Annotated in this window: 22 protein-coding genes and 1 other RNA gene; 4 read left to right on the top strand and 19 right to left on the bottom strand. The window is 46.4% G+C overall.

Features of this window, described 5'->3' with window-relative positions; all coding sequences use genetic code 11:
* Nucleotides 1–111: 111 nt before the first annotated feature.
* From murC to rsmI, 12 genes are all read right to left on the bottom strand, one after another.
* A complete protein-coding gene (murC, locus tag ACQEXT_RS04215) occupies nt 112–1,572 on the bottom strand; it encodes a UDP-N-acetylmuramate--L-alanine ligase (protein WP_426950756.1) in 1,461 nt (486 codons plus the stop codon).
* A gap of 12 nt (nt 1,573–1,584) precedes the next feature.
* Entirely contained in the window at nt 1,585–2,646 is a 1,062-nt protein-coding gene (gene murG, locus ACQEXT_RS04210) for an undecaprenyldiphospho-muramoylpentapeptide beta-N-acetylglucosaminyltransferase (protein WP_426950754.1), read from the bottom strand.
* Entirely contained in the window at nt 2,633–3,832 is a 1,200-nt protein-coding gene (ftsW, locus tag ACQEXT_RS04205) for a cell division protein FtsW (RefSeq protein ID WP_138972516.1), read from the bottom strand. Before ftsW ends, murG begins: the two co-directional genes overlap by 14 nt.
* Before the next feature lie 15 nt (nt 3,833–3,847).
* A complete protein-coding gene (murD, locus tag ACQEXT_RS04200) occupies nt 3,848–5,173 on the bottom strand; it encodes a UDP-N-acetylmuramoyl-L-alanine--D-glutamate ligase (RefSeq protein WP_426950753.1) in 1,326 nt (441 codons plus the stop codon).
* A gap of 13 nt (nt 5,174–5,186) precedes the next feature.
* Nucleotides 5,187–6,269 carry a phospho-N-acetylmuramoyl-pentapeptide-transferase gene (gene mraY / locus ACQEXT_RS04195; protein ID WP_426950752.1) on the bottom strand — a complete coding sequence of 361 codons (1,083 nt, stop codon included), beginning with the start codon at nt 6,267–6,269 and terminating at the stop codon, nt 5,187–5,189.
* A complete protein-coding gene (locus tag ACQEXT_RS04190; protein ID WP_426950751.1) occupies nt 6,266–7,624 on the bottom strand; it encodes a UDP-N-acetylmuramoyl-tripeptide--D-alanyl-D-alanine ligase in 1,359 nt (452 codons plus the stop codon). Before ACQEXT_RS04190 ends, mraY begins: the two co-directional genes overlap by 4 nt.
* Nucleotides 7,621–9,099, bottom strand: coding sequence for a UDP-N-acetylmuramoyl-L-alanyl-D-glutamate--2,6-diaminopimelate ligase (murE, locus tag ACQEXT_RS04185; RefSeq protein WP_426950749.1), 1,479 nt, complete (start codon nt 9,097–9,099; stop codon nt 7,621–7,623). The genes ACQEXT_RS04190 and murE overlap by 4 nt, the downstream gene beginning before the upstream one ends.
* 60 nt (nt 9,100–9,159) lie before the next feature.
* Nucleotides 9,160–10,881: a penicillin-binding transpeptidase domain-containing protein gene (locus ACQEXT_RS04180; protein WP_426950748.1), complete on the bottom strand. Its 1,722-nt coding sequence runs from the start codon at nt 10,879–10,881 to the stop codon at nt 9,160–9,162.
* Complete coding sequence (gene ftsL, locus ACQEXT_RS04175; protein ID WP_138972522.1) at nt 10,878–11,195, bottom strand: cell division protein FtsL; 318 nt, start codon at nt 11,193–11,195, stop codon at nt 10,878–10,880. Before ftsL ends, ACQEXT_RS04180 begins: the two co-directional genes overlap by 4 nt.
* Nucleotides 11,196–11,201: 6 nt before the next feature.
* Nucleotides 11,202–12,152, bottom strand: coding sequence for a 16S rRNA (cytosine(1402)-N(4))-methyltransferase RsmH (gene rsmH / locus ACQEXT_RS04170; protein ID WP_138972523.1), 951 nt, complete (start codon nt 12,150–12,152; stop codon nt 11,202–11,204).
* 186 nt (nt 12,153–12,338) lie between these two features.
* Nucleotides 12,339–12,718, bottom strand: an RNA gene (rnpB, locus tag ACQEXT_RS04165) — RNase P RNA component class A.
* 197 nt (nt 12,719–12,915) lie between these two features.
* Nucleotides 12,916–13,779: a 16S rRNA (cytidine(1402)-2'-O)-methyltransferase gene (gene rsmI / locus ACQEXT_RS04160; RefSeq protein WP_138972524.1), complete on the bottom strand. Its 864-nt coding sequence runs from the start codon at nt 13,777–13,779 to the stop codon at nt 12,916–12,918.
* 63 nt (nt 13,780–13,842) lie between these two features.
* Here rsmI and ACQEXT_RS04155 point away from each other — a divergent pair, with 63 nt between their 5' ends.
* From ACQEXT_RS04155 to ACQEXT_RS04140, 4 genes are read left to right on the top strand one after another with little or no spacing between them, the layout of a single operon-like run.
* A complete protein-coding gene (locus tag ACQEXT_RS04155) occupies nt 13,843–15,657 on the top strand; it encodes a penicillin-binding protein activator (RefSeq protein ID WP_426950746.1) in 1,815 nt (604 codons plus the stop codon).
* Nucleotides 15,644–16,009, top strand: coding sequence for a YraN family protein (locus ACQEXT_RS04150; protein WP_426950745.1), 366 nt, complete (start codon nt 15,644–15,646; stop codon nt 16,007–16,009). Before ACQEXT_RS04155 ends, ACQEXT_RS04150 begins: the two co-directional genes overlap by 14 nt.
* A 3-nt stretch (nt 16,010–16,012) precedes the next feature.
* Nucleotides 16,013–16,603 carry a phosphoheptose isomerase gene (locus tag ACQEXT_RS04145; RefSeq protein WP_138972527.1) on the top strand — a complete coding sequence of 197 codons (591 nt, stop codon included), beginning with the start codon at nt 16,013–16,015 and terminating at the stop codon, nt 16,601–16,603.
* 3 nt (nt 16,604–16,606) lie between these two features.
* A complete protein-coding gene (locus ACQEXT_RS04140) occupies nt 16,607–17,176 on the top strand; it encodes a BON domain-containing protein (RefSeq protein WP_331416246.1) in 570 nt (189 codons plus the stop codon).
* A 46-nt stretch (nt 17,177–17,222) separates the two neighbouring features.
* Here the strand turns inward: ACQEXT_RS04140 and sspB are convergent, their stop codons facing one another.
* The 7 genes from sspB to rplM all read right to left on the bottom strand — a co-directional run bounded on the left by sspB (nt 17,223) and on the right by rplM (nt 22,210).
* Nucleotides 17,223–17,708, bottom strand: a complete 486-nt coding sequence (sspB, locus tag ACQEXT_RS04135) for a ClpXP protease specificity-enhancing factor (protein WP_138972528.1) — start codon at nt 17,706–17,708, stop codon at nt 17,223–17,225.
* Between the two features lie 11 nt (nt 17,709–17,719).
* Complete coding sequence (gene sspA / locus ACQEXT_RS04130; RefSeq protein WP_138972529.1) at nt 17,720–18,355, bottom strand: stringent starvation protein SspA; 636 nt, start codon at nt 18,353–18,355, stop codon at nt 17,720–17,722.
* Nucleotides 18,356–18,451: 96 nt separating this feature from the next.
* The gene (locus ACQEXT_RS04125; protein WP_138972530.1) at nt 18,452–19,189 is read right to left on the bottom strand and encodes a cytochrome c1; all 738 of its coding nucleotides are present in this window, start codon (nt 19,187–19,189) and stop codon (nt 18,452–18,454) included.
* A complete protein-coding gene (locus ACQEXT_RS04120) occupies nt 19,186–20,451 on the bottom strand; it encodes a cytochrome b (RefSeq protein ID WP_006877361.1) in 1,266 nt (421 codons plus the stop codon). The genes ACQEXT_RS04125 and ACQEXT_RS04120 overlap by 4 nt, the downstream gene beginning before the upstream one ends.
* The gene (petA, locus tag ACQEXT_RS04115) at nt 20,451–21,044 is read right to left on the bottom strand and encodes a ubiquinol-cytochrome c reductase iron-sulfur subunit (RefSeq protein ID WP_138972531.1); all 594 of its coding nucleotides are present in this window, start codon (nt 21,042–21,044) and stop codon (nt 20,451–20,453) included. The genes ACQEXT_RS04120 and petA overlap by 1 nt, the downstream gene beginning before the upstream one ends.
* A 329-nt stretch (nt 21,045–21,373) precedes the next feature.
* The gene (rpsI, locus tag ACQEXT_RS04110; RefSeq protein ID WP_005436094.1) at nt 21,374–21,766 is read right to left on the bottom strand and encodes a 30S ribosomal protein S9; all 393 of its coding nucleotides are present in this window, start codon (nt 21,764–21,766) and stop codon (nt 21,374–21,376) included.
* A gap of 15 nt (nt 21,767–21,781) precedes the next feature.
* The gene (rplM, locus tag ACQEXT_RS04105; protein WP_138972532.1) at nt 21,782–22,210 is read right to left on the bottom strand and encodes a 50S ribosomal protein L13; all 429 of its coding nucleotides are present in this window, start codon (nt 22,208–22,210) and stop codon (nt 21,782–21,784) included.
* Nucleotides 22,211–22,332 lie beyond the last annotated feature (122 nt).

Here is a 22,332-nt window from a genome sequence, read left to right as displayed (position 1 = left end):
CTTTAACCTTCGGATTATACTGGCGTCATAGAAAGTATCAAACACTGATGTTAAGAAATCGCCACTTAAAACCGAATAAGTGACGCAATTAGTCAAAATTCAATGTTTAAATCAAGCTTGAGACATCTTATCGATATTTAACTCAAGAGCTTCGAGCTGTTTCGCTACCTTACCAACATCACCCGCACCTTGAGTTAGTACTAAGTCACCATCTTGTAAAACATTAGCGAGAACTGAAGGTAACGCCTTGCTATCTGGAACAAAAATCGGATCAATCTTACCGCGACTACGAATAGTCCTACATAAAGAGCGTCCATCGGCTCCCGAGATAGGTTTCTCACCTGCAGAATAAACATCCAACATGATCAGAACATCAACTTGTTCGAGTACATTGGCGAAATCATCGTAAAGATCTCGTGTTCGGCTATAACGGTGAGGCTGAAAAATCATAACGAGACGTTTATCCTGCCAACCATTGCGTGCAGCTTGAATGGTCACATCAACTTCCGTTGGATGATGTCCATAATCATCGACCAGCATGGCCTGACCATTACCGGTATTGAACTCACCAAGGTGTTCAAATCGGCGTCCTGTACCTTGAGTTCCGGCCATGGCTTTTAGAATGGCCTCATCACTGATGTCATCCTCAGTAGCAACCGCGATTGCCGCAGACGCATTCAGTGCGTTGTGCCTACCAGGAATATTGAGAGTAATATCTAAATCCGGTTTGCCATGGCGAATAACGGTGAATTTGCCTTGTTGCCCTTCTTGTCGGTAATGAGCAATGCGTACATCCGCATCCTCAGAGAAACCATAGGTGATCACCTGACGGCTAATGATTGGAACCAATTCTCGTACCACAGGATCATCAATGCATACGATCGCTTGACCGTAAAATGGAAGGTTGTGAAGAAAATCGATAAATGTCTGCTTTAGAGTCTCAAAATCACCACCATAGGTATCCATATGATCAGCTTCGATATTGGTGACGATGCTGACCATTGGCTGAAGGTGTAGGAATGAAGCATCACTTTCATCCGCTTCTGCAATTAAGATACGGCTCGAACCGAGACGAGCATTAGTTCCGACACTCTTAACAAGACCGCCATTAACGAACGTTGGATCTAAGCCAGCTTCTGAGTAAATTTGTGTGACAAGTGCAGTGGTTGTGGTTTTACCATGTGTACCAGCAACCGCAATGCCGTGGCGGAAGCGCATTAACTCAGCAAGCATTTCAGCACGACGAACGACCGGAATACGTGCTGCGCGCGCCGCTATTATCTCTGGGTTTTCTTCATTGATGGCAGTTGAAACAACGACAACACTCGCCTCTGAAACATTTTCTTTTGCATGACCAATAAATACTGTCGCGCCTTTCTTAATCAGACGTTCTGTCGTCACATTAGCCGCAATGTCTGATCCAGAAATTTGATATCCTTCATTCAGTAATACTTCGGCAATACCGCTCATACCTGCACCACCAATACCGATGAAGTGAATGCATTTTACGCGGCGCATCTCTGGCACCATAGCTCTAATCTGAGCCAAATCTTGAGTATGTTTAACTGTCATGATTCTTTCTCGTTATTTCGTCAGTGCAATAATGGCTTCAGAGACCACACTATCTGCATCTAACTTAGCAGCGTCTCGTGCTTTCTTTGCCATATCAAGCAAAGCCGCGCGATCTAGCTGTTGAATTTCGTTCGCAAGTTTCTCTACGGTGAGGTCACGCTGCTCAATCATTTTTGCTGCGCCACACTCTACCAAATGGTCAGCATTCAAGGCCTGCTGTCTATCTTTATGCATAAACGGGATAAAGATAGCCCCGACACCCGCAGCGGATACTTCAGATACGGTCAGCGCACCTGAGCGACACACAAGTAGATCGGCCCATTGATAAGCCGCGGCTACATCATCGATAAACTCGACCACTTCCGCGGCCTCGACTTGATGCTCGGCGTATGCTTGCGCCACTTCCTGCTGGTTGTTTTTACCAGCCTGGTGGCGAATCTGATAGCCACTGCCAAGCTTAGCCATCACTTCAGGTAACGTTCGGTTAAGGATCTGAGCACCTTGGCTGCCTCCCATAACCAAAATTCTGATATCACCATCACGCTGACTCATCCGGCTAGTTGGCGGTTCAATGGCCACCACATCTTCACGCACAGGGTTACCAACAACTGGAGCCGCTGGGAAAGCCCCTGGGAAAGCCTGAAAAACCTGACGAGCTATCTTAGATAGCCATTGATTTGTCAGGCCCGCGACTGCGTTTTGTTCATGCAAAACAACAGGGATACCAAGTGACCATGCAGCGATTCCGCCCGGTCCACTTACGTAGCCACCCATACCAAGAACTGCATCTGGCTTCCAACGCTTCATATGAGCTCTCGCCTGAAACACAGCATTGATAATCTGCAATGGTGCGGCAATTAATCGACCAATGCCTTGACCGCGTAGACCTTTTACTTTGATAAAATCGATCTCGATACCGTGTTTCGGCACCAAATCCGCTTCCATACGATCAGCAGTACCCAACCAGCGAATATCCCAACCTTGCGACTGAAGCTTTTTCGCTACGGCAAGTCCCGGGAAAACATGGCCACCTGTCCCGCCAGCCATAACCATTAATCTTTTATTCGTTTTCATCTGTATTTAACTTTTGTTCTTGTGTTTCTGCACTACCCAATCGGCACTCATGATCGATACGCAGTAAAATGGAAACGGCAACAGCCATGACGATCAAACTCGAACCACCATAACTGATCAGAGGTAACGTCAAACCTTTGGTGGGTACCATACCCGCAGCAGCACCGACGTTGACTAGAGTTTGGAAAGCAAACCAAATCCCGATACCAAATGCTAAATAGCCACCAAAGAGTTGGTTGTTTTCAAATGCCTTACGTCCAATATAAATCGCTTTTAACACCAAACTAAAAATCAGCATCAATACCAGTACAACCCCCACATAACCTAACTCTTCGGCTAGCACGGCGAAGACAAAGTCAGTATGCGCTTCTGGTAGATATTCCAATTTTTGAATTGAGTTGCCTAACCCTTGGCCGAACCACTCGCCACGGCCAAATGCCATCAAAGATTGAGTTAACTGATATCCACTACCAAATGGGTCATCCCACGGGTCCATGAAAGAGGTAACACGGCGCATGCGGTAAGGTTCGATATAGATAAGCGTTGCAACCGCAACCAAGCCTACGACCATTAAAGCGAGAAACTGAGTCAGCTTGGCTCCAGCAATAAACAACATACCAAACAGAGTAACCAACATCACGATGACGGTCCCTAAGTCAGGCTGGAGCAACAGTAAACTCGCCAGCGTTGCGAAGACAATAATCGGCTTGATAAAACCGCCGAAAAAGCTGGACCGAACTTCTTCACTCTTTCGCACTAAATAACCAGACATGAAGATGAACAACGACAGTTTGGCGACTTCTGCTGGCTGTAAGTTAAACAAGCCTAATGGAATCCATCGCGAAGCACCGTTCACCGATTTACCCGCAACGAGCACGACGATGAGTAGTCCGATTGAAAGCAACAAAAGCCAAGTACTGAACTCTAACCAACGCTTGATCGGGACTTGAAGGATAACGGCCGAGGTGGAGATGGCCAGCACCAAAAAAATAGCGTGGCGAAACATAAAGTGAAAAGGTTGGTCAGTTAACCGAGAACTGATTGGAAACGAAGCAGAGGTCACCATCACCAACCCAGTCAGCATCAACCCCAAAGAGATCCATACTAACTGTCGGTCATACAGGGCTTCGGGTGACGATGTAGTCACCCAACGTTTGATGCTGCCAAAAACGTTTCGAATTTGCATAGTTCCCTACGTTATTTATGCGTAAGCTTTCGCTAGCTCGGTGAATGAATCTCCACGAGCCATAAAATTACTGAACTGGTCAAAGCTGGCACAGGCTGGAGAAAGTAATACCATATCTCCGGCAATCACATTGGGTGCTAACCACTGAATGATCTCTTCCATATCGTCAAAACGCTGAGCGCTTGGGTGGAGCGGCATAAACTGGTCACCGTCCTCACCAAAACAGCACAATTGCAGCTTCAAAGGCTTGAGTATCGGTTCTAACTGAGAGAAATCAGCACCTTTACCGACACCACCCACTAAAAGATACAGGGTGCCTTCCAGCTCAAGACCCGCCAAGGCTGCCATAGTGCTGGCGACATTCGTCGCTTTCGAATCATTGACCCACTTAACACCACGATTATCGGCAACCACTTGGCAGCGATGTGTCAAACCGCGGTAAGATTTCAACGCAGCTAAGCCTTTTTCGATATCAACGCCGACTTGCGCTAACAAGGCTAATACCACTAATGCGTTGGCAACATTATGACGACCAACAAGTGAGAGTTCCGATGTAGGACAAATAAGCGTGCCATTGACTGAAATATACTCGATACCATGCTGCGCAGTAACGGCAAACTGGGTTGGCTCAACCAGACTAAACTCGATCAGGTTATGCCCATCATGGTCTGGGTAGGTTTGTTTATCGTCAGCATTGACCACACAAGCTTCAGCATGCTCAAAGATGCGCAACTTCGCTTGGCGATAATCTTCCATACCTTGGTAACGATCCATATGGTCTTCAGATAGATTCAAAAACGCCGCCGCTTTTGGCGCTAATGAGCGCGTCGTTTCTAACTGGAAGCTGGACAGTTCTAGAACATATAAGTCCGCATCCAACGCAAGAAGATCTAACGCAGGCACACCAATGTTGCCGCCAACACCGACTGTAAGACCGGCCGCTTTAGCAACCTGCCCCGTCCAATCTGTGACGGTACTCTTACCATTTGAGCCAGTAATGGCGATCACTGGTTTATCGACTTGCCACGCAAACAGCTCAATATCGCCAACAACAGGGATACTCTTGGCGAGCACCTGCTGAATTTCGGGCGTCGCTAAAGCAATTCCGGGATTAGTCACAACCAGATCAGCTTCAAGTAACCAGTTCAGATTCCAACTTCCACTATGTAGAGCAATCCCCTGTGGTAAGGCTTCACTGCCTGGTGGGTTTTCACGCGTATCGATAACGCGAACATCTAGCGTTTTCTGCAATGAGGTTAAGTACTTAACGACAGAGAGCCCGGTGATACCGAGCCCTACAACAACGACTTTCTCAATACCTTGCCAACGATCCGTGGTCATGGTGTGAACTTCCTTATCGAACTTTAAGCGTCGCTAAACCGACAAGAACAAGCACAATAGAGATGATCCAGAAACGAACGATCACTCGTGGTTCAGGCCAACCTTTTAGCTCGTAATGATGGTGAATTGGTGCCATACGGAAAATACGTTGACCACGCAACTTATAGGAACCGACCTGTAAGATTACAGAAAGCGTTTCCATTACAAAAACACCCCCCATAATCACTAAAACAAACTCCTGACGAACCAACACGGCAATGGTACCAAGCGCACCACCTAAGGCGAGTGAGCCCACATCACCCATAAACACTTGTGCTGGGTAAGTGTTGAACCATAGGAAACCAAGTCCTGCGCCCACTATTGCGGTACAAACGACCACTAGCTCCGACGCTTGCGGAATGTATGGAATATGTAGGTAATTAGCAAAGTTGACGTTGCCCGTCGCCCAAGCAATAGCCGCAAAACCAGCTGAAACTAATACCGTTGGCATAATCGCTAGGCCATCCAGGCCATCGGTCAAGTTCACCGCATTACTGGTGCCGACAATAACGAAGTAAGTCAGTACAATGTACATCAAGCCAAGTTGAGGCATGATCTCTTTAAAAAACGGTACCACTAGCTGAGTGGCCGCGGTGTCTTTACCATGAGCGTATAGCGCGAAAGCGACAACCAGCGCAATGGCAGACTGCCAAAAGTACTTCCAGCGAGCAATCAAACCATCGGTGTTTTTACGTACCACCTTGCGGTAGTCATCAACAAACCCGACTGCACCGTAACCAATAAGAACGGCCAGAACTGACCATACATAAGGGTTTGAGAGATCCGTCCATAACAGAACCGTCGTTACAATGGCCGTCAGAATCATTATCCCACCCATTGTAGGCGTACCGCGTTTACTGAAGTGAGACTCAGGACCTTCATTTCGAACCACCTGACCGATCTGCAATAACTGCAAACGGCGGATCATGATTGGTCCCATCCACAATGAAATGCCTAACGCGGTAAGTACACTCACAATCGCACGAAACGACAGGTACTCAAATAATCGGAAGAATGAAAAATATGGCTGTAGTAGCTCCGCGAGCCAAATAATCATGTATACATCTCCTTGACAGCAGTAGCGACTTTACTCATTCCAGCACTATTTGCCCCTTTGACTAGCAGTGTTTGTGGTTCTTGATGCTGTACTATCTGCTGTTTAATATAATCAATCATGCTCTGATGGCTATCAAAATGAAGACCATCACACTCATTGCTGATCGCTTTTGCATCAGCGCCATATGTGAGCACGTGTTCGAATTCGAATGGGGCTGCATGTTCTCCGACTTGACGGTGAAGTGCAAGACTTTCATCGCCTAACTCAGCCATATTACCCAAAATTAACCAACGAATTCCCTTGAAGCTCGCCAACAGATCCGCCGCGGCTTTCATCGCGGGTACGCTGGCATTATAACTATCGTCAATAAGCTTGATCTTGTCGTTGAGTTCAATCACCTCAACTCGACCTTTAACCTTGCTTAAATGAGCCAAGCCGGTTTGTACCATTTCTAGATTGGCGCCCAGTTCTAACGCCAATGCTGTCGCCGCCAATGCGTTAGCAACGTTGTGTTGACCAACAATGCCAAGTTTGACTGCAATCTCGCCAAACGGTGAAACCAGAGTAAAACTGGCCTCACCACACGCATTGAGACCGATCTCTTTGGCAAAGTAGTCGGCATCTGAATCAACAACTGAAAAACTTTTTACCTGTTTGTCAGCGAGAACATCTTGCCAGTAATCTCCACCATGACTGTCTAAATTGATAATCGCGACCGAGCCAGGTTTTAATCCCTGATAGATTTCACCTTTCGCTTGTTTTACGCCATCAAGAGAGCCAAAACCTTCTAAGTGCGCCGCAGCAACATTATTGACTAACGCAACGTCTGCTTTGACCAGATTGGTCGTGTAAGCAATTTCTCCGATGTGGTTCGCGCCCATCTCAATAACGGCATAGTCATCTTCAGGCGTTGAACGCAGCAATGTTAGTGGAACACCGATGTCGTTATTGAAATTCCCAGCGGTAAACAAAACTCGTCCTCGCTGCGCCATAATGCTCGCAACCATCTCTTTAACGGTTGTTTTACCGGCACTGCCCGTGATCGCAACAGTAGGGGTCTGACAAGCATGATGAACCAGTGAACCAAGCTGACCCAAAGCCAGTTTAGTATCTTTGACCAACAGTTGCGGGACATCACTGTCCACGACTCTACTGACCAACAGAGCACCAGCACCTGACTCAACCGCTTGTGCAACGAAGTCATGGGCATCAAAACGTTCGCCAACCAGTGCAACAAAAAGAGCACCAGTTTCAATCACTCGTGTATCCGTTGATACAGATTCTATTGCCGTGTCATTACCAATTAGCTCAGCGTCTAATGCTTGTGCGATTTGGCTTAACATCAAGGTAATCATAACGACACCTCCAAAAGTTGTAGCGCAGACTCTCGGTCTGAATATTGGATAGTTTTGTCCGCCATCACTTGATAATCTTCATGCCCTTTGCCAGCAAGTAAGATAATGTCCAACTCACTGCTATGAGCGAGGGCATGCTTGAGCGCATTAAATCGATTGTGCTCAATAATGGCTTGTTGGGGATTCTGCATTCCTTCCAGCATGTCCTCTACGATTGCTGCCGGAGATTCACTACGTGGGTTATCATCGGTCAATATCACTTTGTCAGCCAGACTTTCACCAATCGCAGCCATCATTGGACGCTTACCCTTATCTCGATCACCACCACAACCAAAGATTGCCCATAGCTTGCCATGGCAATGAACACGAAGCGCTTGTAATGCTTTTTCTAATGCATCTGGGGTGTGGGCATAATCGACCACGACTTTCGCTTTGCCATTTGCTGTAAATAGCTCCATTCGACCGAGTACTGGTTTTAAGGAACCAGCCACATCAAACAACGCTTGTTTGTCGATACCAAGTGCGAGTAGTGCGGTTAATGCCACTAAGACATTACTTGCATTGAACTCACCGATAAGTGCGACCGTAAATTCTCCACGCCCAAACATCCCATCAATGGATAACGTTATTCCTGCTTCGCTATAACTTACACTTTGAGCCCATACTGCATTTGGGTAATCCGTTGGCTGAAGAGAAACCGCAATGGCCGAATCTAGGCGTTGAATCCAACAAGCCCCGACTTCATCATCAACGTTAATCACCGCCGCTTTGCACTGATGTTGGCTAAATAGCGAAAACTTGGCATTGGCATACTCTTCCATCGTGCCATGGTAATCGAGATGGTCACGACTCAGGTTAGTAAACACACCAGCAGCAAAAGACAGCGCTTTAACGCGACCTTGAATCAAACCATGAGAAGACACTTCAAGCGCTGTGTATTGCGCTTTTTGTTCCGCTAAAGACGATAGTGTCTTTTGGATTTCAACCGCATTACCCGTGGTATTCGCAGCTTCTTGTAGATTATCTAGAAAGCCATTCCCTGTCGTACCCATGACCGCTGCTTTTGAGCCGACTAAATCAATCCATTGAGCGATGAGCTGAGTGATGGTGGTTTTGCCGTTGGTGCCAGTGACACCAATCAAATCCATCGTTGGGTAGGTATACAAATGACCCGCAATTTCAGATAGGCACTTATCCAGCGCATCAAGATAAATCACTGGAACATCATCAACAATCTCAATCTCGCCATGTGCTTTTTGCTCACAAGCTTGAGCAATCACCGCATTCGCACCTTGCTCAATCGCGGTTGGGATAAATTTACGCCCATCCACAACATGGCCAATGATAGCTACAAAGGTTGTTCCAGATTGAACTCGTCGACTGTCGAGCTCTAATTCAGAAACAAGAATGGACGACAAACTCGGGCAATCGACCCAAGTGGAAAGCAGCGTGTCCATACTGATGGCTTTAGTCATATTTATTCTCCGAGCATTAGCTCAGCTTTCTTCATTTTGTTTCTCAGTACGCTTATAAGCCTACTGTTGGAATTTATTTTCGTCAGGGGCAACGTTCAGAATTTGCAGTGCGCCTTTCATGATTTCAGAGAAAACTGGCGAGGCTACCGAACCACCGTAGTAGTCGTCACCTTGTGGTTCATTAACCACAACCACAAGCGCTAAACGTGGGTCACTTACTGGCGCAACACCTGCTGTATAGTTGATGTACTCATCACTATAGCCACCTGCACTTGCCTTACGCGCAGTACCTGTTTTGGCACCGACTCGGTAACCAGGAACCGCAGCACGACGAGCAGAGCCACCTTTTTGCGTTACCGTTTCAAGCATGTCTAAGACGAGACGAGCATTCTCTTTGCTCACGACTTGGCGTGCCATATCATTGTCGTTACTTTCGATGATATGAATCGGCTCATATTTACCCAAGTTACCCAACGTCGCATAGGCATGCGCTAACTGGATTGGCGTAACTGACAAACCATAACCAAACGAGATGGTTGCGCGCTCAATTGGAGACCAACGCGAGCGGCTCGGGAAAATACCAACTACTTCACCAACCAAGTTCAAACCTGACAACTCGCCAAGACCAACAGAACTGTACAATCCAAGTAAAGCTTCAACCGGCATTTGCATCGCCAGCTTGGTCACACCGATGTTACTCGATTTCTTTAGAATGGTAGTTAGGCTCGCTTTGCCGACTTTTGGCGCATCACGAACGCGGCTACCACCGAGTTGAAGAATACCGTTACCCGTATCAACGATCGTATCTTTGTCTGCCACCCCATTTTCTAATGCGGCCAAAACAACAAAAGGCTTAATGGTTGAGCCAGGTTCCAATGAGTCAGTAATCACACGGTTACGCATTTTGTAACTTTGCCAATCACTGCGGTTATTCGGGTTGTAAGAAGGTGCATTCACCATCGCCAAGACGGCTCCCGTTTTCACATCAAGGATAACGGCAGAACCCGAGGTTGCACGATAGTCAGCAACTGCCTGCTTAATGGCTCGGAACGCGATCGCTTGAATACGTTGATCAATCGTCAGCTCTAACGGCTTGCCTTCTTCACGTTCTTCCAAAGAGATGTTTTCTACCACGCGTCCATAACGGTCTTTACGAATAATCCGTTTGCCGGCTTCACCAGTCAGCCATTTGTCATAGCTGCGCTCAACACCTTCAAGACCATGACCATCAATCCCAGTCACCCCCACTAAGTGGGCACTTACCTCACCTGCTGGATAGTAACGTCTTGACTCAGCCTTTAGTCCGATGCCTGAAAGTTTCAATTCGCGAATGTAGTGCGCCATTGCAGGACTAACCTGACGCTGAAGATAGATAAAGCGACGGTCTTTGTTGTCATTAATCTTATCGATCAGGCTTTGACGCTTAACGCCTAACACGTCAGCGAGTGCATACCAACGGTTTATATCATCTAGACCACCGGCTTTGAAAATGGCCACTGGATCAGCCCAAACCGCCTCAACAGGAACACTTACCGCTAAAGGTTCACCATTGCGATCAGAAATGATGCCGCGAGCTGAATGCAGCGTTTTGGCTCGAACCGAACGTAAATCCCCCTGCTTGATCAAGTTATCAGGTTCAATAATTTGGATATAAGCGATACGACCAGCAAGTGCTGCAAAGGCACAAAAAACAAAAAATAGCACTACATAGAATCGCCAACGGATAAGATGAGTTGGCTGCGGCTCGGCTTTAGGCTCAGCGTGTTTTTCTTTCTTGCTCATGGGAGGTTAATAATGACTTCTTTATCGGAATCTGGACGCTTCATTTCCAGCTCTTGTTTTGCCACGGCTTGTACGCGGCTGTGCTCGGCTAATGCAGTTTCTTCAAGTAACAAATTACGCCATTCATTATCAAGCCTCTCACGTTCAACTAAGGCCTGATCTTTTTCGGTAATGGCTTGGCGTGTGTGGTGAGTCGTAAATACCACCCCCATCGCACTAGCAAAAATCATCAAGAGGAAGATTAGCGGTACACGACCAACACTCAACAGATCGAGTGCAATCAGCTTAGCGAGATTGGGCGTTGACTTACTCATTGTTTGTTATAGCTTTTCTGCAATACGTAGCACTGAACTGCGTGAACGTGCATTGTGTTCAACTTCTTGTTTTGACGGCTTGATTGCCTTACCAACCGCTTTTAAGTTCGCACTGCCTAAAGCTTTGATCTGCTCTTCAGTCATTGGAATACCGTGAGGCACTTCTGGTCCTTTACTCTCTTTACGAATAAAGCGTTTTACCATGCGGTCTTCCAGAGAGTGGAAGCTAATCACTGATAGGCGACCTTGTGGCGCAAGAATCTTCGCTGCACCTTTTAGCGCCGTATCGATTTCTTCTAACTCACTGTTGATGTAAATACGGAAGGCTTGGAAAGCACGTGTGGCGGGATGCTTTTTCTCTTTGAAACTTTTTGGTGCTGCGTCTGAAATCAATTTGGCTAGCTGACTGGTGCGCGTCAGAGGCTCGTTCTCTTCGTTCTCACGGTAAGCAACGATCGCTTTAGCAATGCGACGCGCATGCTTATCTTCACCGAACTCGCGGATAACCCAAGTAATATCATCCAAGTCAGCTTCCAGCAGCCATTGTGAAACCGGGATACCAGACGTTGGATCCATTCGCATATCCAGCGGACCATCTTTCATAAAGCTGAAACCACGCTCAGCGTCATCAAGTTGAGGAGAAGAAACACCCAGATCCAGCAGAACACCATCCACTTTACCAACCAATCCATACTCTTCGGCATAGTCCGCCATACCAGAGAAAGGACCATGAATAATGGTAAAACGAGGATCGTCAATTTTGTTTGCTTCAGCGATAGCTTGTGGGTCACGGTCGATACTGTAAAGGCGACCATTTTCGCCCAACTTAGACAATATCGTACGGCTATGACCGCCACGACCGAATGTACCATCGATATAGATACCGTCAGGCTTTATTGCTAAGCCATCAATCGATTCATGCAGGAGTACGGATATGTGTTTAAATGCTTCGGTCATAGTTATCTCATGTGGCTGTCGCATTGACGGATTCAGATTCTCCAGTGTACTGATTTAGCGGCGTATCGCCACTATTAGCACATGAGAACTCGTGATTTAGCGCCAAGTTTAATGGTTCGGAAATAAATTTGGTCAATTAAAAGCAAAAAACCCATCATAACAACAAAGTTACGATGGGTCTCGAATAGGTGGAGCCGACACATAAGCCGGGTTCTGTTCCGCTTGCGCGGCGGTAGCCATTCGTCTAGGCCAGCAATCGCTCACTGGCTCGAGCAACCTACCCGCCTCCTTACGCGAGCAACGCAATGTGGAGGCCTATTTGGTCTTGCTTCAGGTGGAGTTTACCCTGCTACGAACTATTACTAGTCGTCCGGTGCGCTCTTACCGCACCCTTTCACCCTTACCTGTGCCCTAGGGCCATCGGCGGTCTTCTCTCTGCTGCACTTGTCGTAGGCTTGCGCCCCCCAGGCGTTACCTGGCACCTTGCTCTATGAAGCCCGGACTTTCCTCCCCTCTGTCAGTCTCCCGAAGGACATCAACAAAGCAGCGACTACCCAGTCAGCTCCGAGGGCGGATTGTATAGACTAATCCACTAAGTGTCTAGCGAGATCACAAATATGATGCAAACGAGGCGTTAAGTGGTCAAGGAACAGACAGAATACGTTGCTTCGCGAGGCAAGAACGCTGCCCTTCGAGAGTCGAGCAATGGAAAGCTAGAGCTAAAGCGGCTTCTTCTTGATTCTCGACTCCAATGTCTCAACTCTTAACTCAAGTTCTCCAACCCCCACTTATACAGCGCATTTTTCTTCAGGTTGTATATTTCTGCGGCCAATGCGGCGGCTTTTTTAAGGGGTAACTCTTTGGTCAAAATCGCCAGTGTGCGAGTCGCTTCCTCTGGCAAAGTCTCTTCTTCACTCGAACGGTAACCATGAATCAACAGCGCCATTTCACCACGCTGCTGATTCTCATCAGCTTTAACCCATTCCACCAATTCACCCAGTGGCATGCCTTGAATAGTCTCAAAGGTTTTGGTCAGTTCACGGGCAAGAACAACTTCTCGCTCAGGCCCCAAAATGTCTAGCATATCCGCAAGTGAATCTAGGATGCGGTGAGGGGATTCGTAGAATACACATGTACGTTCTACTTTGGCGATTTCTAGGAACTTATCTTTTCGTCCCTTGCTTTTCGCAGGTAAGAACCCTTCAAAGCTGAATCTGTCAGAAGGTAACCCCGATGCGCTGAGCGCGGTAATCACTGCGCAAGCCCCTGGCAGTGGGACAACTTTAACGCCCGCCTGACGACATTGCGTGACAAGATGGTATCCTGGATCACTAATTAATGGGGTGCCGGCATCAGAAACGAGTGCAATTGAGTGCCCAGCTAACAATTTGTCGACTAAGACTTGCGCTTTTTGCTGTTCGTTATGATCATGGAGAGCATAAGTTTTAGTTTGAATATTGAAGTGAGAAAGCAACTTACCGGTATGACGTGTATCTTCTGCGGCAATAAGATCGACATTAGATAGCACTTCAATCGCTCGCTGAGTAATATCGCCCAGATTGCCAATGGGTGTAGGTACGATATAAAGGGTAGGAACCTCAGTTAGTAAGGTTTTGTTATCTGTCATTTGTTTACCATCACTTCAACGATTAATATAGACACAATTTTATACGGAATTAACAAAGAGCTCATGGCCATGAAAAACCACAAGCGTCTCAGTGTAACACGCTTACTGACTCCTGTAGCACTTGCTGTCACATTGGCAGCGTGTTCTTCTGCTCCAAAGGCGCCAACAAGTGTCGATATTACCCTCGACCCAAATCAGCCAATCCAGACCTATCTGATGCGTGCTGATAGCAGCCAAGGAAGCCTACAAAATGATTGGCTAATCATGGCACTGAAAGCCTCTATCGATGCTGGAGACGCAACTCAAGCAGAGCTATTGATGAAGCGTTTAGCTCGTCAATCCTTAACCGATATGCAGCAAGCCGAATGGCAACTCGCTCGTGCAGAACTACTTGTTGCTCAAAATCAGCCCCAAGAAGCGCTCTCACAACTTAATTTCAGACCATCGTGGCAACTTGCCGATGAGCAGTGGCTAAGCTACCACCAACTTCGCGCCTCCCTATTCACAAAACAAGGTGATTTTTTCAATGCCACTCGTGAACTATCGTTAAGCAGCGGTTACTTACCTGAAAGTGAGCAAGCTTTTGTGGCACAAAGTATCTGGAACAATTTAGGCCAATACACCGGAACTCAACTTGACACCTTCAAGCAACAAGAGACTGACCCTGTTATCGCTGGCTGGCTTGAAGTGACTGGCTTCACCAAGAACTATGCGAGCAACCTACCGCAGTTGAAAAGCAGCTTAGAACAGTGGTTAGCGGCTAATCCAACTCACCCTGCATCGCTATACACTCCGCAGGCAATTAATGAAATTTTGTCTCTTGAACTCATTAAACCCGTCAACACAGCGCTACTGCTACCACTTAGTGGCAAGTTTGCTCAACAAGCTAAGCTAATTCGTGACGGCTTCATCCTAGAGATGATGAATGATAAGGAACGAGATCCTAACGCAACGCTCACCGTGATCGATACCAATGCAACAAGCGTAGCTGAATTAGAGTCGACCTTAGTTGAAAAGCAAATTGATTCAGTTGTAGGTCCGTTACTTAAAGAGAACATTGAGAAACTGCAACAAGCTCAAGCAAGCTTTACTTCAAGTTTACCGATGCTTGCGCTTAACATCCCTGATAATGTTGAAGCGGGAAACAACACTTGCTACCTCGCCCTTTCGCCTGAGCAAGAAGTTGCTCAAGCTGCAAAACATTTAGCTAAACAAGGCTACCAATACCCGCTCATCCTTGCTCCTAATGGACGTTTAGGCTCACGTGTCGTGGATGCGTTTAAGCAAGAGTGGAGCAAATACAGTGATAACAAGGTGGCGGTAAACCTCTTTGGTGATAAACGCCAACTACAACGTGACATCAATAAAGTATTCGGTTTGCAAGATAGCCAGCAGCACATTGCTCAGATGGAATCTTTACTTAGTATCCCGCTGGAAAGCCAACCACGCAGTCGCCGCGATGTCGATGCAGTCTACATCGTTGCAAGCAGTGCTGAGTTAACATTAATCAAACCATTTATTGAAGTAGCGATTAACCCAGATACGATCCCACCGAAGCTCTATTCTAACTCACGCAGCAATAGTGGCCGTCAGCAGTACGAAGATCTAACCGGTGTGATGTACAGTGATATTCCACTATTAATTCAACCAGATGCAAGCCTGAAAGCTCAAATGGATAAATTGTGGCCGAAAGATTCTAACGCAGAGAAGCGCCTGCAAGCCCTAGGTATGGATGCTTACCGTTTGATGGAACATCTCCCTCAAATGAAAGTCGTTCAAGGCTACTCTATCGAGGGAAATACTGGCTTGCTAAGTATCGACGATAATTGCGTCGTACAGCGCGAGATCAGTTGGGCGGAGCATAGTGCCAACCAATAAAAGAGAGCACGGACAACACTACGAAGCCGCAGCACAAAAGTATCTTACTGGTTGCGGCCTCTCATTAATTGAGCGAAACTTCCTAGCCAAAGCTGGCGAGATAGACCTCATTATGCGCGATGGTACAACTATCGTCTTCGTTGAGGTACGCTATCGTAAAAGCCAATCGTTCGGACATGCTGCGGAGACCGTCACGTCTAGCAAAATACGCAAGCTAATAAAAACCGCAAATGTATGGCTAATGAAGAACGGCTTATCCGTTTACTCGACAGATTTTCGCTTTGACTTGGTGGCGATTCATAACCATGGCCACCAAATCGAATGGCTCAAAAACGTAATAACTCAAGGATAATCGATGCTAGACAGCATTAAAGACAGTTTTACTGAAAGTATTCAAATTCAAATTGCCGCAGCAGAAGCATTGCCTGATGCCATTACACATGCCGCACAAGCTATGGTTGCTAGTCTTCTTAATGGCAACAAGATCCTGTGTTGTGGCAACGGTGGCTCATCCTCGAACGCACAACAGTTTGTTTCTTGCCTTTTAAACCGTTTTGAAACTGAGCGCCCTAGCCTACCTGCAATGGCCTTAACCGCCGATAACACGACTCTTACCGCAGTCGCAAACGACTATCACTACGAAGAGATTTTCTCTAAGCAAGTTCGCGCCTTTGGTCAGACTGGTGACATTCTGCTGGCTATTTCCACCAGCGGGAATAGCAAAAATATCATCAAGGCGATGGAAGCTGCGGTGACAAGAGACATGACTATCATCGCCTTAACAGGCAAAGATGGCGGTGAAATGGCAGGGTTATTGGGTGAGAACGATGTGGAGATTCGGATCCCATCTCACAGAACAGCAAGAATTCACGAAGTTCATATGGTGACGCTACACTGCTTATGCGATCTTATCGACCAAGTATTGTTTCCTGCACACGAAGACTAAATGATGAATTGGTTTAAACCTCTACTGTTATCTCTATTGCTACTCAATCTCACCGGATGCGCTGGTCTATTTGTTGCTGGCGCAGCAACGACAGCCGCAATCGTTATTGACCCTCGAACAACGCAAGAGATCTGGAACGATAATAATATTGAGTTTGAAGTCGCGGGTATTGGTAACAAGCCCCCATTCAGAGGCAATGCCCGTATTACTGCCAGTTCATACAACGGCACCGTAGTTTTGATGGGACAGGCAAACAGCGATCAACTCAAGCAAGAGTTTGAATCGCAAGCACGTAAAATCAAAGGCGTTAAAAACATTCACAATCAACTGCGTGTTAAAGCACCGTTGTCTGTGGGCGAGATTAGCCACGATAGTTGGATAACGACGAAAGTGAAATCCGCTTTACTGGCGAACTCGGAGCTTAACGGCGTAAAAATTAAAGTGATCACCGAAGACAAAGAAGTATTCTTACTCGGTTATGTTTCTCAACAACATGCTGACATTGCAACCGAGTTAGCGCGCAACATATCTGGTGTAAAACAGGTGGTACGTGCCTTTCACCAACAGGGCTAAGCACAACAAATTGAGATAAAAAAAGCAGCGCATTAGCGCTGCTTTTTTATTTGACTACTCTTAGGCTTGGACGCCCTTTGGTCGGTCTTGGAGGCTCATCATCAGAGTTGAGGGACTCTCGTTCCGCACTCTCGTCAGCAACAGACAAAGAGTTCTCTTCATCTTGTTCCTCATAAATCCCTTCTTCTTCATATTCGCCCATGTAAGCTTCTTCGGGTTCAAACATGGTACCTGCGCCATTTTCACGGGCATAAATAGCTTGAACAGCATACAAAGGGACGATAACAGAATGAGGACGACCACTAAAACGAGCATTAAAGGTGATCGCTTCGTTTCCTAGTTCCAAGTTACCCACCGCTCTAGGAGCAATATTTAGGATGATTTGTCCATCTTGAACAAACTCCATCGGCACTCGGACACCAGGCAATTCGGCTGCCACTACGACATGCGGCGTTAAATCGTTATCCACCAACCAATCATAAAACGCACGAAGCATATATGGTCGGCGTGGTGTCATATTGACAATATCCATCTTCTCGCCAATTAACGAGTTAGACGCATTTCACGTTCAGCTTCCGTTAGAGAAGCTAGGAATGAATCACGCTCAAATACACGATTCATGTAAACTTTAAGCTCTTTCGAACCTGGACCAACTAGTTCAATACCAAGTTGAGGCAGACGCCATAGCAATGGTGCTAGGTAGCAGTCGATTAGGCTGAATTCTTCGCTCATGAAGTACTCATACTCAGCGAAAACAGGGCCTAGAGTTAGCAGGTCGTTGCGCAGTTTGTTGCGGGCAGCTTCTGCTTCATCAGCAGTGCCTTTTACAATCTTTTCAGCAAGCGTGTACCAGTTTTTCTCGATACGGAAGATCATTAGACGGCTGTTACCACGAGCTACTGGGTATACAGGCATCAATGGTGGATGAGGGAAACGCTCATCTAAGTATTCCATGATGATCTTTGAGTCGTAAAGCGCTAGTTCACGGTCAACAAGTGTTGGTACTGTCTTATATGGATTAAGTTCGATAAGTTCAGCAGGTAGATTTGCTTCATCAACAAGCTCTACTTCTACACTTACACCTTTCTCTGCTAGAACAATACGAACCTGATGGCTATACATATCAGATGCACTTGAAAATAGAGTCATCACAGAACGTTTATTGGCAGCTACAGCCATGGAGCCCTCCAGCACACTTACAAAATAAAAACAATGGAGGCTAAGCCTCCATTGTTAAGTTAAAAATTTGGGAATTAGCACAGTATCGTAGCACAATTAGTGCACATCACGCCAATACTCTTTCTTCAGCAATACAACAACGATTGTAAAGATGATTAAGAAGCCCATAACCCACCAGCCAAGAGCGTGACGCTCAAGCTTCACTGGGTCACCTGAGTACTCAAGGAAGTTCACCAAATCGCGAACTGCATTGTCGTACTCTTCACGGTTAAGCTCACCGCTGCCATCAGCTTCTACACCAACAACTTTCGTCACTTCTTTACCATCAACTACGTGCGTTTCATACACTGGCTTAGGAATACCTTGTAGCTCTTCAAGCACGTGAGGCATACCAACGCTTGGGAAAACAATGTTGTTCACGCCAAACGGACGGCTTGGATCCTCGTAGAAAGCACGTAGGTAAGTGTATAGCCAATCTGTACCACGAACACGAGCAACAAGTGTTAGATCTGGCGGTGGAGCACCGAACCATTTCGCCGCTGACTTATCTGGAATTGCGTTCTCCATCAAGTCACCCACTTTTGCTTCCGAGTCGAAGATTAAATTGTCTTTTAGCAAATCTAGAGGAATACCGATGTCACGACCAACTCGCTCGTAACGTTGGTATTGAGCTGAGTGACAGCCAAAACAGTAGTTCATAAACAGCTTTGCACCGTTTTGCAATGAAGCTTGGTCACTCAGATCGTTGTTTGCTTTATCTAGTGGTACGTTCGCACCCGCTGCCATTGCCAATGAAGGCAGCATTGCAAATAAAATTACAATCCATTTTTTCATTTGAATGTCACCCTTTCTGGTAGTGGCTTAGTCGCTTCGTTCTTACTGTAGAAGTACAGCAGTACGAAGAACATGAAGTAAGCTAAGCTGAAGATCTGAGCTAGTAGCGTGTACGTTGGTGTTGCTGGAAGCGCACCAAGAATACCCAACGCGATAAAGCTGATCGTGAACTGGATGATGTTGAATAAATGGAACTTACTGCGGTAGCGGTAAGAACGCACGCGACAACGGTCTAGCCAAGGTAGTACAAATAGAACCGCAATCGACGCACCCATTGCAATAACACCTAATAGCTTGTCTGGAACCGCACGCAGAATCGCGTAGAACGGAGTGAAGTACCATACAGGAGCAATGTGCTCAGGTGTTTTCAGTGGGTTCGCTGCTTCAAAGTTAGGTGGCTCAAGGAAGTAACCGCCCATTTCTGGGTTGAAGAACAACACGTAACAGAATAGGAACAAGAATCCTGCTACACCGACCATATCCTTAACCGTACCGTATGGGTGGAAAGGAATAGAGTCGATGATATCGTACTTCTTAGTGTAGTAGTCGTGGAACTTAAACTGTGTCTGGTAATCGTCGCCCATCGTGCCTTTTGGTAGCTTAGTTTCAATACCATCAGGGTTGTTTGAACCCACTTCGTGCAGAGCTAGAACGTGTAGAACGATCAACAGCAATAGTACGATTGGTAGTGCGATAACGTGTAGAGCGAAGAAACGGTTAAGCGTCGCACCAGAGATTACGTAGTCACCACGAATCCAAAGTGTTAGATCATCACCGATAACAGGAATGGCACCAAACAGAGAAATGATTACCTGTGCACCCCAGTAAGACATCTGACCCCATGGTAGTAGGTAGCCCATGAATGCTTCTGCCATCAACACGAGGAAGATTAGCATACCGAAGATCCATAGTAGCTCACGAGGCTTCTGGTAAGAACCGTAGATTAAGCCACGGAACATGTGTAGGTAAACAACAACGAAGAATGCCGAAGCACCCGTTGAGTGCATGTAACGTAACAACCAACCGTACTCAACATCACGCATGATGTATTCGATTGACGCAAACGCGCCATCACCAGACGGTACGTAGTTCATTGTTAACCAAATACCCGTTAGGATTTGGTTGACCAATACAAGCATCGCTAGCGAGCCAAATAGATACCAAAAGTTAAAGTTCTTTGGCATCGGGTACTCAGAAAGGTGCTTCTTGTACGCATTCATTGCGGGTATGCGTTTTTCTACCCAATCAAGTAGAGCTTGCATTATGCCTCCCCTTCTTCGTCAACACCGATAAGGATTCTGGTATCACTTAGGTACATGTGTTTTGGAACAACTAGGTTAAGTGGTGCTGGTACACCTTGGAATACACGACCAGCCATGTCGAACTTAGAGCCGTGACATGGACAGAAGAAACCAGACTTAACACCCTGAACTTGTTCAGCAAAACTGTCAGGTAAATAGGTTGGAGAACAACCAAGGTGCGTACAGATACCAACAGCGACAAAATACTCAGGCTTAATTGAGCGGTAAGCGTTTTGAGCATAAGTTGGCTGCTGTTCTTCTCCAGATGCAGGGTCACGTAGTTGACCATCAATTGCTTTCAGTCCATCGACTACGGTTTGTGCACGACGTACAACCCATACAGGTTTACCACGCCACTCGACACGTACCATCTGCCCTTCTTCAAGTTTACCGATATCAACTTCAACAGGGGCACCCGCAGCTTTGGCTTTTTCACTTGGGTTCCAAGATTTAATAAAAGGAACGGCGACAGCAGCTGCTCCTAAACCACCAACAACAGCTGTTGTAGCAGTTAAGAAACGTCTGCGACCGTTATTTAAAGGCGCATTGCTCATCCAAACATTCTCCCATTTGCTCCTTGTGGATTATTGTTATTCCGCTTAAAGAGCATGGCTAACAAAATACGAATTTAGTTGTATTTATTTGATGGGAAATGATAAATAAAACCCTACTTTTTGACAAGATAAAGCTACCTTTTTGTAACATTTGTGAGGCGAATCGCCAGTGACGTCACAAAAGCTGCGTAAGTACGACAAATCAAACAGTAAGTACGGGTGACAAAGGATTTTTTTGGAGCGGAAAAACAAAAAAGCCTGACATAATGCCAGGCTTTTTGGTGCCACATCCAATGCAAGCATTGGAAGCGAATCTTTTCGAAAAAAGATTAACGCTTAGAGAACTGTGGACGACGACGTGCTTTACGTAGACCAACTTTCTTACGTTCAACGCAACGAGCGTCACGAGTAACGTAACCAGCTGCACGTAGAGTAGGACGTAGAGACTCATCGTATTCCATTAGAGCGCGAGTGATACCGTGACGGATAGCACCAGCTTGACCAGAAATACCGCCACCTTTAACAGTAACGTATAGGTCTAGTTTCTCAGTTAGTTCAACTAGCTCAAGAGGTTGTTTAACAACCATGCGAGAAGTTGGACGACCGAAGTACTCATCAAGACTACGCTTGTTGATTACGATGTTGCCGCTGCCTGGTTTGATGAAAACACGCGCAGCTGAGCTTTTGCGACGGCCAGTGCCGTAGTATTGATTCTCTGCCATTTCCGAAATCCCCGATTAGATGTCTAGTACTTGTGGTTGTTGAGCAACATGGTTGTGCTCAGCGCCAGCGTAAACTTTAAGCTTACGGTACATAGCACGGCCAAGAGGACCACGTGGTAGCATACCTTTAACCGCTAGCTCAAGAGCCATCTCTGGCTTACGATCAATTAGCTTCTCGAAGCTGATTGATTTTAGGCCGCCTGGGAATTCAGAGTGACGGTAGTAAATCTTACCTTTAGCCTTGTTACCAGTTACAGTAACTTTCTCCGCGTTTACAACGATGATGTAATCACCAGTGTCAACGTGTGGAGTGTATTCAGCTTTGTGTTTGCCACGTAGGCGAGATGCAATTTCACTTGCTAGACGACCAAGAGTTTTACCTTCAGCGTCTACAACGTACCAGTCGCGTTTTACAGTTTCTGGTTTAGCAACGAAAGTTTTCATGCTAATAATAACCCGTTCAATATTTAAATTTACACTTAAGGAGCAAGCTTGCTCCCACTGACTAAGAGTCCAGTCAACACCCCTTCGAGTGGTTGGCACTCTCGACCCGTTATGTCGAAATA

The sequence above is a fragment of the Vibrio sp. TRT 29B02 genome (assembly GCF_050113655.1).
In the GTDB taxonomy this organism is placed as follows: Bacteria; Pseudomonadota; Gammaproteobacteria; order Enterobacterales; family Vibrionaceae; genus Vibrio.
The sequence above is the reverse complement of the archived record's forward strand: the minus strand, read 5'-3'. Positions and strand labels throughout refer to the sequence as shown.